We start from the raw sequence: 14,741 nt of genomic DNA on the forward strand, positions 1-14,741 counted from the left end.
CGATAGGTTCGGCTTCCGTGCAGCAGAGGCCCGACATGCCTTTCGAGAAGGTCCAGCCCGAAAAGCTCTCGCAGTCCGTCGTCCGCCAGATCGAGCTTCTGATCCTGCGCGGCGTTCTGCGACCCGGCGAGCGTCTGCCGTCCGAGCGCGACCTCGCCGAGCGTTTGGGCGTATCCCGGCCATCGCTGCGCGAGGCGGTGGCCGAGTTGGAGGAGGCCGGTCTTCTCTGCGCACGGGCCAACGCCGGGATCTTCGTCTCGGACGCGCTCAGCCAAAGCTTTTCGCCCGCGCTTGTCCGGCTGTTCGGCAGCCATGACGAGGCCGTGTTCGACTACATCGACTTCCGCCGCGACATGGAGGGGCTGGCCGCGGAGCGTGCCGCGCGTCTGGGATCCGACACCGACCTCGCCGTGGTCGAGAGCGTGTTCCAGCGGATGGAGATGGCGCACGGCAAGCGTAACCCGGCTGACGAGGCGCGGCTCGACGCCGATTTCCACCTCGCCATCGTCGAGGCCAGCCACAACGTCGTCATGCTGCACATGATGCGGTCGATGTACGATCTTTTGCGTGAGGGCGTCTTTTACAACCGGCAGATCATGTTCCGTCAGCGCGCCACGCGGGCCATGCTTCTCGACCAGCACCGCGAGATCAACACGGCGCTTCAGGCGCGCGACCCCGCGGGTGCGCGGGCCGCGGTCGAGGCGCACATGACCTTCGTGCGCCGCTCGCTGACCGATCACCTCAAGGCCGAAAAGAACGAGCGCATCGCGCGCCAGAGATTGGCCCACGAAAGCGGGCGTTAGAGGACGAGCTTCATGTGGATGACGCGCGCGTCGCTCCCGTGGAATGCGTCGGTATTCGTATAGCGAACGAAGCCGAGGCTTTCGTAGAGCGGCAGCGCCTCGACGTGGCGATAAAGCGCGTCCAGCCAGACGGTCCCCATGCCCCGCGCCCGCGCCTCGGCGACAAGCGCCTCGCCAAGCGCGCGACCCAACCCCTGCCCGCGCGCGCTTGCGCGGACGAACATGCGGTTCATCTCGCCGTCGCCTTCGCCATGACGCTTCAGAAGCACCAATCCGACCGCCTCGCCCTCGTGCCATGCAAGGAAGGCCTCGCCGCGGGGTGGCAGGAACCGGGCGGCGAAATCCGCGAGTTCGCCCGCCACATCCTGCTTGGCGAAGTAGTCGTCGATGGTGTCGATCATGTCGGGATAGCGCTCTTTCATGGAGTCGAAGAACTCCCAGACGAGGGCGCGTGCGGTGTCGATCTCGTCGGAGGTCCTGACCTTCGAGACCCGCTCCATCATGGTCTCCGCGGGTCAGCCGGATAGACACCGAGGATTTTCATCTCGGTCGTGAAATAGTCGAGCTCTTCCAACGCAAGTTGAACCGGGCGGTCGTCCGGATGGCCCTCGATGTCGGCATAGAACTGCGTCGCGTTGAACGATCCGTCGACCATGTAGCTTTCAAGCTTCGTCATGTTCACGCCGTTCGTCGCGAACCCGCCCATGGCCTTGTAGAGCGCCGCCGGGATGTTGCGGACGTTGAACACGAAGGTCGTCACCATCCGGTCTGCGCGGCGGGAATGGTCAGCCTCACGCGACATGACGAGGAAGCGCGTGGTGTTGTGGTCCTGGTCCTCGATGTGCCGCGCGAGGATATCGAGCCCGTGGATCTCGGCCGCGAGATCCGAGGCGAGCGCCCCTTCGTCACCGACGCCGCTTTTCGCGAGGTCGGCCGCAGCCCCGGCGCTGTCGGCGGCGGCTTCGCTTCGGATGCCGTGCGCCTTCAGGAAGGCGGCGCACTGCGGCAAGAGGACGAGATGCGCGCGGACCGTCTTGACCTGATCGAGCGTCACGCCCCTGTTGGCCATGAGGCTGATGTGGACGCGGACGAAGGCTTCGTCGACGATGTGAAGACCGCTTTCAGGCAGCAGGCGGTGAATGTCGGCCACACGCCCGTAGGTTGTGTTCTCGACCGGCAGCATCGCGAGTTCGGCTTGGCCCGAGGCGACCGCTTCGATGACATCCTCGAACGTGCGGCAGGGCAAGGGCTCCATCCCGGGACGCGTTTCCCGGCAGGCCTGATGCGAATAAGCCCCCAGTTCCCCCTGAAATGCGATGCGTCCCGCCATGTATCCCCGCGTCTGAAAACCGTGACCGGCAGATGGTCGATTGGTCGCGGCTCTTATCCCTTGTGCCTTGGCAAGGGAAGCGGATAAAAGCCCGCGAGACCTGATCATACGGGACGCGACATGTTCGACACCATGACCATGACGAAGATCGTCGGCGGCTTCTGCGGCGCCTTCCTGATCTTCCTTCTGGGCGGTTTTTTCGCCGAGTTCATCTATCACGAGGCCGAAAGCCACGACGGCGAAGCGCATCAGGCCTATACCATCGCGGTCGAGGACGGCGGGACCGAGGGCGGCGAGGCCGAGGCCGAAGTTCCCTTCGAGGAAGTCTTCGCAGCCGCGGATCCGGCGGCGGGCGAGCGCCTGTTCCGCCAGTGCCAGGCCTGCCATTCGGTTGAGCCGGGCAAGAACGGCACGGGTCCGACGCTGTACGGAGTCGTCGGCCGGCCGGTCGACGCGGTCGAAGGCTACAGCTATTCCGGTGCGCTCGAAGAGGTGGCGGACGTCTGGTCGCCCGAGAACCTGAACGGTTTCATCGCTAACCCGAAGGAATATGCTCCGGGCACCAAGATGACCTACAAGGGCCTGCCGGGCGTCGAGGACCGCGCGAACCTGATCGCCTGGCTCGACACCGTCGACAACTGATCCCGGGCGACAGGACAACCAGGCGGACCGGGCCAACGCGCCCGGTCTTTTCGTTTCTTTAGGCACTTCGGTCGCGGCGCCCTCACCAAATGTTCAGAAGTTCCCGCTTGAGCAGTCGACACCGCACTCTTTAAGTTCAAGTGTAAGAGGCGCCAGGAACGCGCCGTCCAGAACGGAGAAGAGCAGCGATGACCAAGGTCCCCTTTCCGGCCGTTCTAGTCGGGCTTGCCGCAGCGTGGATGACCTCTGCCGGCCCGTCGATCGCGCAGGGCGATGAGAAGATCATCACGGCGCACGGTTACAACGAGTACGACGAGCTGAAATACGGACCCGACGCGCAGAATCTCGACTACGTCAATCCCGACGCGCCCGAGGGCGGAGAAATCTCGATCTCGGCCATCGGCACTTTCGACAGCATGAACCCCTATGCGACCGGCATCGGAAACTGGGGCGCCCTCTCGACCATCGGGTTCGAGGACATCATGCAGACGACCGACGACGAGATCGGCTCGTACTACTGCGTGCTGTGCGAGACGATCGAATACCCCGAGAGCAGGGACTGGGTCATCTTCAACCTGCGCGACGACGTGACCTTCTCGGACGGCACACCGATGACCGCCGAAGACATCAAGTTCACGCTCGACCTGCTGCTGGAACAGGGCACGCCGTCCTATCGGGCGGGTGTCGGCGAGATGATCGACACGGTCGAGGTCCTGGACCCGCACCGGATCAAGTTCACCTTCGCCGCCGATTATCCGCGCAAGGGTCTCATCACCCAGTTCGGCTCGCTCTCGCCCTTTTCGAAGAAGTGGTACGAAGAGACCGGCGCACGGCTGGACGAGAGCCGGCTCGAGATCAGCCCAGGCACCGGCGAGTACATGCTCGACAGTCTCGATGCGGGCCGTCAGATCATCTACAAGCGCAATCCCGATTATTGGGGACGCGACCACTGGTTCATGAAGGGCCGGGGCAACTACGACTCGATCCGAGTCGAGTACTTCGGCGACACATCAGCCGCCTTCGAGGCGTTCAAGGCCGGCGTCTATACCTTCCGCGCCGAGAACAGCTCGCTCAACTGGGCGACGCTCTACGATTTCCCTGCCGTTCAGAAAGGCTGGGTCAAGAAGGAAGAGCTGCCCGACGGCAACCTGCCCAACGCCAGCGGCTTTGTCTTCAACATGCGCGGAGACAAGTTCGCCGACCGCAACGTGCGGCTGGCGCTTGGCCGGATGTTCAACTTCACCTGGACGAACGACAACCTGCAGTACGGTCTCTTCCAGCAGCGCGAAAGCTTCTGGGAGAACGAACGGCTGAAGGCCACCGGCCTCCCCGAAGGGGACGAGTTGGCCATCCTCGAGGAGTTCCGCGAACAGCTGCCTCCCGAAATCTTCACCGAACCGGCCGTCCTGCCGCACGAGAGCGGAGACCGCCCGCTCGACCGGCGCAACCTGCGCGCGGCCTTGGGACTGATGGCAGAGGCGGGCTATACGCCTGGCGCCGACGGCCTTCTGCGCGACGCCGAGGGCAAAACGCTGGATGTCGAGCTTCTGGAGGATACGCAGAGCTTCGACCGCATCCTGTTGCCCTACGTCGAAAACCTGAAGGCGCTCGGCGTCAACATCACCTACAACCGCGTCGATCCCGCTCAATACCAGACGCGGCGACAGGCCAACGACTTCGACATGCGCTTCGACGGCTACTCGGTCGGGCTGGTCGAAGGGTCTGGGCTGGAACAGAAGTTCGGCTGCGAGGACAAAGACGACATCTTCAACGCGGCGGGATACTGCAACCCCGTCGTCGACACCCTGGCCAAGCGCCTCCTCGAGGTCGAGACGTACGACGAGATGTCGGCGCTTGTGCGCGCGATCGACCGCATAATGCGCTACGACTACTTCATCGTTCCGACGTGGATGCTTCAGGAAAACTGGGTCGCGTACTACGACATGTACGAATATCCCGAAAACCTGCCTGAATTCGGGCTCGGCTACCTCGACTACTGGTGGATCGACGAGGAGAAGGCCGCCGCCCTTCGCTCCGCCGGCGCGCTGAGGTAACTGCACCGACATGGGCGCCTATATCCTCAGACGGCTGCTTCTGGTGATCCCGACGCTGTTCGGGATCATGCTCATCAACTTCGTCCTGACGCAGTTCGTACCTGGCGGCCCCATCGAGCAGTTGCTCGCTCGCATCGAGGGCTCGGGGGACGTTTTCGAGACGATCTCGGGCGGCAGCGGCGACGTGACCACGCAGGCGCTGGATTCGGTCGATTCCGGCTATATCGGCGCACGTGGTCTGCCCAAGGAATTCATCGAGGATCTCGAGAGGCAGTTCGGCTTCGACAAGCCCGCCTGGCAGCGCTTCCTTCAGATGATCTGGGACTACCTGCACTTCGACTTCGGCGAAAGCTACTTCCGGTCGATCAGCGTGGTGGACCTCGTCCTCGAGAAGTTGCCCGTCTCGATCTCGCTCGGTCTCTGGTCGACGGTGCTGGCCTACATGATCTCGATTCCGCTCGGGATACGCAAAGCCGTCCGCGACGGATCGACCTTCGACACCTGGACCTCGGCGGTTCTGGTCGCGGCCTATGCCATCCCGGGATTCCTCTTCGCCATCCTCCTCCTCGTCCTCTTCGCGGGCGGGACCTATTTCCAGTGGTTCCCGCTGAGGGGCCTGACCTCGGACAACTGGGAGCAGCTTTCACTCTTCGGCAAGGTCGTGGACTATTTCTGGCACCTCATCCTGCCGATGTTGGCGCTGATGATTTCGGCCTTCACCTTCTCGACGCTGCTGACGAAGAACAGCTTCCTCGACGAGATCAAGAAGCAATACGTCATCACAGCCAAGGCAAAGGGCCTGTCCGAGGGGCGTATTCTGTATGGCCATGTGTTCCGCAACGCGATGCTGATCGTCATCGCGGGCTTTCCGGCCGCCTTCATCGGCATCTTCTTCGGCGGCTCGCTGATCATCGAGACGATCTTCTCGCTGGACGGCATCGGGCGCCTCGGCTTCGAGGCGGCAGTGGCCCGGGACTATCCCGTCATCTTCGGCACACTTTTCGCGTTCGGCCTGATGGGCCTCGTCGTCGGCATCCTCTCGGACCTGATGTACGTCTTCGTGGACCCCCGGATCGACTTCGAAGCGCGGGAGGTCTGAGGTGGCGGTGAAGGACCTGACACCGGGCGCGCCGGGACCCGAGCATCCTGCGCCGATCGTCGTGCCGCGCCGCAGGCGGATGTGGCTGTCGCCCCTGAACCAACGCCGCTGGCGCAACTTCACCCGCAACCGTCGGGCGTACTGGTCGCTCTGGATCTTCGCCGTCCTCTTCGGAGTGAGCCTCTTCGCCGAGTTCATTGCCAACGACAAACCCCTCCTGGTGAAATACCAGGGCGAGTACTACACGCCGATCTTCAAATTCTATCCCGAGACGGCCTTCGGAGGGGACCTGAGGATCGAAGCGGACTATGCCTTCGGCGACGTCAAATGCCTGATCGTGTCGGGTGGGATCGAGGACTGCTACGACGACCCCGAAGCGATCCTCGTGGAGATCGAGACGAAAGGCACGGCACTGGGCCAGCCGGTCGACGAGGGTTGGATGCTGTGGCCACCGATCCCCTACAGCTATGACACCATCGTCGACATCCGCGGCGCAGCCCCGTCGCCGCCCGATGAATTCAACCTCCTCGGCACCGACAACACCAAGCGCGACGTGCTGGCGCGGGTGATCTACGGCTTCCGCCTGTCGATCCTCTTCACCCTGATCGTCACCTCCGCGGCCTCCCTCATCGGCATCATCGCGGGAGCGACCCAAGGCTACTTCGGCGGCAAGCTGGACCTGATCTTCCAGCGCATCCTCGAGATCTGGGGGTCCACACCGCAGCTCTACGTCATCATCATCCTCTTCGCGATCCTTGGGCGAAGTTTCTGGCTTCTGGTCTTCATCATGGTGCTGTTCGGCTGGCCGTCGCTCGTCGGCGTGGTCCGCGCCGAGTTCCTGCGCGCGCGCAACTTCGAATACGTCCGCGCCGCGAAGGCGCTTGGCGTGTCGGACCGGACGATCATGTTCCGCCACATGCTGCCGAACGCCATGGTGGCCACGCTGACCCTGATGCCTTTCCTGATCACCGGCACCATCGGCACCCTCGCGGGCCTCGACTTCCTGGGCTATGGCCTCCCCTCGTCGGCGCCCTCTCTTGGAGAGCTGACGCTTCAGGCCAAGCAGAACCTCCAGGCGCCCTGGCTGGCCTTCACGGCCTTCACGGTGTTCACCGTCATGCTGTCGCTTCTCGTCTTCATCTTCGAAGGCGTGCGCGATGCCTTCGATCCCAGGAAGACCTTTCAGTGAGCGCGCCCGACCCGTCGACCGTGCTCGACGTGCAGGACCTTCGGGTGTCCTTCCGTCAGGACGGGCAGCTGATCGAGGCGGTGAAGGGCGTGAGCTTCACCGTCGGCAAGGGCGAGACGGTGGCGCTGGTGGGCGAGTCCGGGTCCGGCAAGTCGGTCACGGCGCTGTCCACGGTCAGCCTTCTGGGCGACAATGCCGAGATTTCGGGCGGGCCGATCTGGTTCAACGGCACCAACCTGTCGAACGCATCCGAGCCCGACCTGAGGCGCGTGCGCGGCAACGACATCAGCTTCATCTTCCAGGAGCCGATGACGTCGCTCAATCCGCTTCACACGCTGGAAAAGCAGCTTGCTGAGTCTCTCCTCCTGCACCAGGGCCTGTCCGGCCGCCCGGCGCGGACGCGGATCCTCGAACTTCTGACGCGCGTGGGCATCCAGGACCCTGAAAGCCGGCTGACCGCCTATCCCCACCAGTTGTCGGGAGGTCAGCGTCAGCGAGTGATGATCGCGATGGCTCTGGCGAACGGGCCGGAACTGCTGATCGCCGACGAGCCGACCACCGCACTCGACGTAACCATCCAGGCGCAGATCCTCGACCTACTGGCCGAACTCAAGGCGTCGGAAGGCATGTCCATGCTCTTCATCACCCACGACCTGGGGATCGTGCGCAAGATCGCCGACCGCGTCGTGGTGATGAAGGATGGTCTCATCGTCGAACAGGGTCTGACGCGGGACATTTTCTCGAACCCTCGGCACCCCTACACGCAGCGGCTCCTGTCGGCCGAAAACACCGGCCATCCCGATCCGGTCCCCGAGGGTGCCGAGGTCGTGGCCGGGACCGAACACCTGAAGATTTGGTTCCCGATCCAGCGCGGACTTCTGAAGCGCACGGTTGGATATGTGAAAGCCGTCAACGACGCCACGCTTTCCGTCCGCGAGGGCGAGACGCTCGGGATCGTCGGCGAAAGCGGCTCGGGAAAGACGACGCTGGCGCTGGCCATCATGCGGCTCATCTCGTCCGACGGGCGTATCGCATTCCTCGGGCAGGATATTCAGGGCCTGTCGGGGCGCTCCATGCGCCCCCTGCGCGCGGAGATGCAGATCGTCTTCCAGGACCCCTACGGCTCCCTCAGCCCGCGCATGACCATCGAAGAGATCATCTCGGAAGGCCTGACCGTCCACGGTGTCGAGAAGGGTCGCGACCGGCGCGAGATGGTGGCCGAGATCATGGCCGAGGTCGGGCTCGACCCCCTGACCATGCATCGCTATCCCCACGAATTCTCGGGCGGGCAGCGCCAGCGTATCGCCATCGCGCGCGCCATGATCCTGCGGCCTCGTCTGGTGGTGCTGGACGAGCCGACGAGTGCGCTCGACATGACAGTGCAGGTCCAGATCGTGCAGCTTCTGCGCGAGCTTCAACGAAAATACCGGCTGGCTTACCTGTTCATCAGCCACGACCTGAAAGTCGTGCGGGCACTTAGCCACAAGGTCATGGTGATGAAGCGAGGCGACGTCGTCGAAGCAGGCGACGCCGCCGAGATCTTCGACGACCCCAAGACCGAATACACGCGTGAGTTGATGGCTGCCGCACTTGCAGGGTCGGTCAGAGGCTGACTCCCGGCAACAGAAAAGGCGGCCGAAGCCGCCCTTTCCAGGTCTGTAGGTCGCGTCTTACTTGCGGCGCTTCAGGACGGCGAGACCGCCCAGACCACCGAGAAGCAGGAAGCCAGCGGCCGGAAGCGGGACTTCGGGAGTCTCGCCGCTGCCACCACCTTCGCCCGGGCCTTCTTCGCAACGGCCGAACCAGCATTCGCAGTCCGAACCGATGGCGATGACCTGGGCACGACGCTCCTGGAGATGGTTCCAGATAATCGCGATCTTGGCGTGCACGGACGGCACCTTGTGATCACGGAAACTGAAACCGCCACTATAGGGCGCCGCCATGGACGTCCCGCCGACAACCGCAAAAACGGCTGCGAGCATAAGCGTTTTCTTCATACACTAATCCCCCAAACAACAATCCGACGAACATCTCGCCGGTACACGAGGCACGCTTTGTGCAAATGGAAAGATAGCAGAAAAGTGGCAAACGCCAAAGAGAAGCCGACAAAACAAAGGCAATGTGGAGCCAGTCGAAACAATGCCGGAGGGGCCGCTTCTTTACACTTTCTTCACGAACAGAATCTCCTGTTCACCCTTGGAAAATGTGTCTTCTCCGCAGCAGTACGAGCGCAGCCAGTCCCCCAATCGACAAGGCGAAAGAGGAGGGCAGAGGCACCGCATCGGGTTCGACATCCGAGAATCGAAGCCCGGTGAGGCGGAAAGCCGAGTTCTCCCACCAGCAGGCGTGACCCTCTCCGATCGCATATCCGCAGGACTGGTAGCGCGAGGCCGCCACGGCGAATGTGCGCGCGACCGGGCTGCCGTCGACCGCGATCGAACTGACCCAATCGTAGCCTGAAAGATCGTCGGCCTTGTAGGGTCGCTGAAGCGCAGCCTCGTCGCCGATGTAGAGGTCGAAGCGGTCCCACCAGTCGATCAGGGCGAAGTCGATCCGCTCGAGCCGCACAGGACGGTCGAAGCGGAAGACGATGACGTCCTCGCCGTCGTAGGAGTCGATCTGGTCCGTTCCGTCGGCCTCTCCCGTGTCCCCTGCCCCCACGACTCCCATGCCGCGGGATCGGGAGGTGCTGAGACTGTCGTACCCCTGCACGACGCGGCCATCGACGACGCGGGCCGCCTCGATGGTCACGCCGGCGGGAGCCGTCGCAAGGCCATTGAACGACAAGGTGGCTGCCGAGGTCGGCGACATTGAGAAAAGGGATAGGAAGATAAAAGCTGAAAGACGAGCCATGGCATTTCCGATCATGCGGGAGCCGGCCGTTCTGGCAGCGATTACAGTGCTGACCTTAGCACATCGACAGCGATCTGTCGCCGGTTCTCTTGGCCTCAGTGCCCGGCGGCGGGAACCGTATTCTTCTCGGGGAACAAACCGGAGGCCAGCGGCACGATCAGCTTCGATACGACCGGCATCAGGATGAGACCCCAGCATAGGCCGATCACGCCATCGACGGCGGCGGTCACGCTCCAGGCCACCGCGCCTTCGGCACGTCCGACGGCGTGAGCGGCGAGCTCCGCCCAGTGATGAATGGTTGCGTAGGGCCAATGCCACCCGAGTGTGTCCGCGCCGTGGACCATGATGTTTCCGCCGACCCAGAGCATCGCGGCAGTGCCGACGATCGAGATCAATCGCATGAGCGTGGGCATGAACTTCACCAGCCCGCGCCCGAAGCTGCGGGTGAACGCAAGCCGCCCGATCTGGGACAGCCTGAGCCCCACGTCGTCCATCTTCACCAGGATCGCGACCGCGCCATAGACCAGCGCCGTGATCCCGATTGCGACCATGGCAAGGATCAGGCCGGCCGTGACCCAACTGTCGCTTTCCACGGCGGCGAGCGAGATCGTCATGATCTCGGCGGACAGGATGAAGTCCGTCTTGATCGCGCCCTTGACCCTTTGTTCCTCGAGATGCGCGGCGTCGATGACCTCGGCCGCCTGCGCATGGCTCTCGGGGTGGGGATGAAGCCAGTGCCAGATCTTCTCGGCGCCCTCGAAACACAGGTACGAGCCGCCGAGCATCAGAAGCGGCGTGACAAGCCAGGGCAGGAAGTTGTCGAGAAGAAGAGCCACGGGCAGCAGGATGACCAGCTTGTTGAAGAAGGACGCCCGCGCGATCTTCCAGATGATTGGCAGTTCGCGCGCGGCCGGCAGGCCGGTGACATACTTCGGCGTCACCGCCGCGTCGTCGATGACCACGCCCGCCGCCTTGCTTCCGGCCTTCGCCGCGTCGTCGAGGACCGTGGCCCCGACTTTCGCCCCTACCTTGGTGGCCTGAGCTGCCAGATCGTCGACCTGCGTCGCCGCAAGTTTCGCGATGGCCGCAACGTCGTCGAGAAGGGCAAGAAGTCCGCTCATGGCGTGGCAAGTCCCCAAGGTCTCGTTTGTTCCGAAGGGTGTTGCACAGGGCAGCCTACGCCTCAAGCCCGGCGCAGGAAGATGGGCCTCATCCACCTGTCGAAAAGTCAGCATTGCATCGGCTGCGATTGCGATGATTCAATACCCGCGATGGCCGGACTGCGTCCTCATCCAGATCTGCCAATGGTGTCGCAGGATCCGCGCGATCCTGCGTTCATCCAGAACCCTTACCCATTCTATCGAAAGCTGAGGGCCCTTGGTCCCCTTGTCTGGTGGACGGAATACGACCGGGCGATGGCCACGACCCAAGCCGCCGTCTCGACCGTCCTGCGCCATCCCGGGATGGGGCGCGAGGTTCCTCCCGACCGGCGGCCCCAGGTCACGCCGCCGTTGGAGCCCTTCTACGCGGTCGAGCGCCATTCGCTCCTGGAACTCGAGCCGCCGCAACACACGCGCATCCGTCGGATCGCCATGCAGGGTTTCGGACGTGCGAGCCTCGCGCGAATGGCGCCGGAAGTCAGCCGCATCTCGGACGCCCTCATCGACGCTTTCCCGTCAGGCCCTTTCGATGTGCTGGAGGCCTACGCGCGTCCCCTGCCGGCGCTCGTCGTGACCCGGTTCTTCGGGCTGGCGGACGACATGGCGGCGCAGCTTCAGGCCTGGTCGAACGACATGGTGGCGATGTACCAGGCGCGGCGGAACCCCGAGATCGAACACGCGGCGGGCGTGGCGGCTGCGGAGTTCCGGGATTTCCTCGCCGAGGTCATCTCCGAAAGGCGCAAGAAGCCGGGAGACGACTTCCTGAGCGAGATTCTGTCGCTCGAGTCCAAGGGCGTGGGTCTGAGTTCGGATGAGTTGATCTCGACCGTGATCCTCCTGCTCAATGCCGGGCACGAGGCGACGGTGCACTCGCTTGGCAACGCGGTGGCACGGCTTGCGGACCATCCCGACCGAGGACTGGTGCTGGAGCCCGGCCAGATCGAAGGCACCGTCGAGGAGTGCCTGCGCTTCGATCCGCCGCTCCACATGTTCAGCCGCTACGTCTACAAACCCGTCGACATCGAGGGCGTGACGTTTCACGCCGGCGACGAGATCGGCTGCCTCCTTGCCTCGGCCAGCCGCGACGATGCGGTGTGGCCCGACGGCGACCGCTTCGATCCGCTCCGCGCGCGACGTCAGCACCTGGCGTTCGGTTCGGGCATCCATGTCTGCATCGGCGCGTCGCTCGCGCGTCTGGAAATGCAGATCGCGCTGCCGATCCTGTTCGCGCGTTGCCCGGGTCTGAAGGTGACCGAGCCGCCGCAATTCGCCGACGCCTACCACTTCCACGGCTACGAGCGTCTTGTGGTCGAGGTCAGACCGGCAAATCCGTCGTCGACTTGATCTCTTCCATCGAGAGCAGAGCGGTGACGTTGTAGATCCGGACCTCCGAGATCAGCGCCTGATAGAACTCGTCATAGGCGCGCGCGTTTCGCACCCGGACCTTCAGGATATAGTCGATGTCGCCCGCCAGCCGGTGCGCCTCCAGCACCTCGGGACGCGACCGAAGCGCCTTGAGGAACTTCGCCTGCCATTCGGCCTCGTGTTCGGAGGTGCGGATCAGGACGAAGAAACAGGCTTCGAACCCCAGCTTCTCGGGATCCAGGATCGCCGTCTGGCGACCCACGATCCCCGAGTCGCGCATCTTGCGAATCCTGTTCCAGACCGGGGTCTTGGAAGACCCGACGGTCTTCGCTATGTCGTCTAGCGACTGGCTTGCGTCCCGCTGCAACTCGCGCAGGATTTTCCGGTCCAGTTCGTCGATCCGCGCCGCCATTCCCGTGATCCTTCGATTGGGCGAAATTCGTTCCGATAGGACGAACATCTAGAACATTTGTTCTTATCCGCAACCTCATACTGCCATTTATCGGGACGAAATCCTATAATCTAGGACAAGCCCGGAGCAATTCGCCATGAAGCACTTCCCCATCTTCCTTTCCCTCGTGGATCGCACCGTCGTCGTCGCCGGCGGCGGTGAAGCCGCTGTCGCCAAGCTGCGCTTGCTGCTCAAGACAGAAGCCCGGATCGTGGTCTTCGCGTCCTCGCCCGACGAAACCGTGGAAAGCTGGGCGAACGAGGGCCAGATCACTCTGCGGCGCCGCGCCTTCGCCGAAGGAGACGCCACCGGCAGCGCCCTTGTCTATGCCGCGTCCGACGACGAGGCCGAGGATCGCCGGGTCGCGGACATCGCCCGCGTCGAAGGCGTCCTCGTCAATCACGTCGACAACCTCGAGAATTCGGATTTCATCACGCCCGCCATCGTCGACCGCGATCCGGTCACCGTCGCCATCGGCACAGAAGGCGCAGCCCCAGTTCTGGCCCGCGCCATCAAGGCGGACCTCGAGGAACGGCTGCCCCGTTCGCTCGGCATCCTCGCCCGGATCGGCAAGGCGTTCCGCAGCGCGGCCGACGCCCTGCCGCACGGCCCCGCGCGCCGTGAGTTCTGGTCCGACTACTATTTCGCCGCCGGCCCCCGAGCCTTTGACAGCAACGGTGAGGCAGCGCTTCCCGAGACGCTTGACGACCTTCTCGCGGACCACCTGAAACGGAGCGCTCGTGAGGGACACGTCACCTTCGTCGGCGCAGGTCCGGGTGACCCCGAGCTTCTGACGCTGAAGGCCCGCCGCGCCCTGCACGAAGCTGACGTGGTGATCCACGACCGGCTTGTGACACCGGCCATCCTCGAGCTCGCGCGGCGCGAGGCGATCATCGTCGACGCCGGCAAGGAAGGCTTCGGTCCCTCGACCCCGCAGGACGAGATCGACGCCACGATCGTGCGCCATGCGCTCGACGGGCACCATGTCGTTCGCTTGAAAGCGGGCGACGCCACGATCTTTGGCCGCCTCGACGAGGAAATCGAGGCCTGCGAGATGGCTGGCGTATCGTTCGCCGTCGTCCCCGGCATTACCGCTGCCTCGGCTTCGGTCGCTGCCATCGGCCAGAGCCTCACACGTCGCGGGCGCAACTCGTCGGTTCGCTTCGTCACGGGTCACGATGTCCAGGGCTACGCCGACCAGGACTGGCGGACGCTGGCCCAGCCGGGCGAGGTCGCCGCTATCTACATGGGCAAGAAGGCCTCGCGCTTTCTTCAGGGTCGGCTGATGATGCACGGCGCCGATCCCGAGACGCCGGTAACCCTCGTCGAGAACGCCTCGCGTCCCGACCAGCGCGTGATCGCCGCACGCCTCCGCACCCTGCCCGAGGACGCAGCCCTCCTCGAAGGCCCCGCCCTCATGCTCTACGGCCTCGCGCCTCGCGACGCTGCCGCCATCCAACTGCCAGAGGAGATCGCGCTATGAGCCGCCGTCCCTTTACCCCCAAGGTCGTCGCCGCAAACGCGCTTCTCGATGGAGACGCCGTCTGGCTGACCGCCGACGACCGCTGGACCCGCGACATGGCGGAAGCAGAGCTGATCGAGGACGAGGCCGTCGCCGAGGATCGCCTGATCCACGCGCTGTCGCAGGGACACGAGGTCGTCGGCGCCTACCTCGTCGACGCAAAGGCCACGGCGGAGGGCCCGGCGCCCACGCACTTCCGCGAAGCGTTCCGCACGCGCGGACCCTCCAACTACCGGCACGGCAAGCAGGCCGACGCCAGCCGAGGACTGTAAG

Annotated in this window: 15 protein-coding genes; 9 read left to right on the forward strand and 6 right to left on the reverse strand. The window is 64.0% G+C overall.

What is annotated here, in order from left to right:
* The first annotated feature begins 35 nt into the window (after nt 1–35).
* Nucleotides 36–803 (forward strand): FadR/GntR family transcriptional regulator, encoded by a 768-nt coding sequence (locus EF888_RS16410; RefSeq protein WP_109759788.1) that lies wholly within the window; start codon nt 36–38, stop codon nt 801–803.
* Here the strand turns inward: EF888_RS16410 and EF888_RS16415 are convergent.
* On the reverse strand, nt 800–1,303 hold the full coding sequence (locus tag EF888_RS16415; RefSeq protein ID WP_206508348.1) for a GNAT family N-acetyltransferase: 504 nt from the start codon (nt 1,301–1,303) through the stop codon (nt 800–802). The genes EF888_RS16410 and EF888_RS16415 overlap by 4 nt on opposite strands.
* Complete coding sequence (locus EF888_RS16420; protein WP_109759787.1) at nt 1,303–2,133, reverse strand: prephenate dehydratase; 831 nt, start codon at nt 2,131–2,133, stop codon at nt 1,303–1,305. The genes EF888_RS16415 and EF888_RS16420 overlap by 1 nt, the downstream gene beginning before the upstream one ends.
* 120 nt (nt 2,134–2,253) lie before the next feature.
* On the opposite strand from EF888_RS16420, the gene EF888_RS16425 reads away from it, so the two are divergent.
* The 5 genes from EF888_RS16425 to EF888_RS16445 all read left to right on the forward strand — a co-directional run bounded on the left by EF888_RS16425 (nt 2,254) and on the right by EF888_RS16445 (nt 8,730).
* Complete coding sequence (locus EF888_RS16425; protein ID WP_109759786.1) at nt 2,254–2,775, forward strand: c-type cytochrome; 522 nt, start codon at nt 2,254–2,256, stop codon at nt 2,773–2,775.
* Between the two features lie 188 nt (nt 2,776–2,963).
* Nucleotides 2,964–4,829: an extracellular solute-binding protein gene (locus tag EF888_RS16430; RefSeq protein ID WP_109759785.1), complete on the forward strand. Its 1,866-nt coding sequence runs from the start codon at nt 2,964–2,966 to the stop codon at nt 4,827–4,829.
* A gap of 10 nt (nt 4,830–4,839) precedes the next feature.
* A complete protein-coding gene (locus tag EF888_RS16435) occupies nt 4,840–5,928 on the forward strand; it encodes a microcin C ABC transporter permease YejB (protein ID WP_109759784.1) in 1,089 nt (362 codons plus the stop codon).
* 79 nt (nt 5,929–6,007) lie between these two features.
* On the forward strand, nt 6,008–7,117 hold the full coding sequence (locus tag EF888_RS16440) for an ABC transporter permease (RefSeq protein WP_109759931.1): 1,110 nt from the start codon (nt 6,008–6,010) through the stop codon (nt 7,115–7,117).
* Entirely contained in the window at nt 7,114–8,730 is a 1,617-nt protein-coding gene (locus EF888_RS16445) for an ABC transporter ATP-binding protein (protein ID WP_109759783.1), read from the forward strand. Before EF888_RS16440 ends, EF888_RS16445 begins: the two co-directional genes overlap by 4 nt.
* A 57-nt stretch (nt 8,731–8,787) precedes the next feature.
* Here the strand turns inward: EF888_RS16445 and EF888_RS16450 are convergent, their stop codons facing one another.
* From EF888_RS16450 to EF888_RS16460, 3 genes are all read right to left on the reverse strand, one after another.
* Complete coding sequence (locus EF888_RS16450) at nt 8,788–9,114, reverse strand: VPLPA-CTERM sorting domain-containing protein (RefSeq protein ID WP_109759782.1); 327 nt, start codon at nt 9,112–9,114, stop codon at nt 8,788–8,790.
* 193 nt (nt 9,115–9,307) lie between these two features.
* Nucleotides 9,308–9,928, reverse strand: coding sequence for a VPLPA-CTERM sorting domain-containing protein (locus EF888_RS16455; protein ID WP_146203002.1), 621 nt, complete (start codon nt 9,926–9,928; stop codon nt 9,308–9,310).
* A gap of 137 nt (nt 9,929–10,065) precedes the next feature.
* The gene (locus EF888_RS16460) at nt 10,066–11,091 is read right to left on the reverse strand and encodes a DUF808 domain-containing protein (protein ID WP_109759780.1); all 1,026 of its coding nucleotides are present in this window, start codon (nt 11,089–11,091) and stop codon (nt 10,066–10,068) included.
* Between the two features lie 150 nt (nt 11,092–11,241).
* Here EF888_RS16460 and EF888_RS16465 point away from each other — a divergent pair, with 150 nt between their 5' ends.
* Nucleotides 11,242–12,474 (forward strand): cytochrome P450, encoded by a 1,233-nt coding sequence (locus tag EF888_RS16465; protein WP_241239701.1) that lies wholly within the window; start codon nt 11,242–11,244, stop codon nt 12,472–12,474.
* On the opposite strand, the gene EF888_RS16470 is transcribed toward EF888_RS16465, so the two are convergent.
* Complete coding sequence (locus EF888_RS16470; RefSeq protein ID WP_109759778.1) at nt 12,446–12,907, reverse strand: Lrp/AsnC family transcriptional regulator; 462 nt, start codon at nt 12,905–12,907, stop codon at nt 12,446–12,448. The two genes, EF888_RS16465 and EF888_RS16470, sit on opposite strands and share 29 nt — an antisense overlap.
* Before the next feature lie 136 nt (nt 12,908–13,043).
* Here EF888_RS16470 and cysG point away from each other — a divergent pair, with 136 nt between their 5' ends.
* The gene (gene cysG, locus EF888_RS16475) at nt 13,044–14,429 is read left to right on the forward strand and encodes a siroheme synthase CysG (protein WP_109759777.1); all 1,386 of its coding nucleotides are present in this window, start codon (nt 13,044–13,046) and stop codon (nt 14,427–14,429) included.
* Nucleotides 14,426–14,740 carry a DUF2849 domain-containing protein gene (locus tag EF888_RS16480; protein WP_109759776.1) on the forward strand — a complete coding sequence of 105 codons (315 nt, stop codon included), beginning with the start codon at nt 14,426–14,428 and terminating at the stop codon, nt 14,738–14,740. Before cysG ends, EF888_RS16480 begins: the two co-directional genes overlap by 4 nt.
* The last annotated feature ends 1 nt before the right edge of the window (nt 14,741 follow it).

It is taken from the genome of Silicimonas algicola (assembly GCF_003970735.1).
In the GTDB taxonomy this organism is placed as follows: Bacteria; Pseudomonadota; Alphaproteobacteria; order Rhodobacterales; family Rhodobacteraceae; genus Silicimonas; species Silicimonas algicola.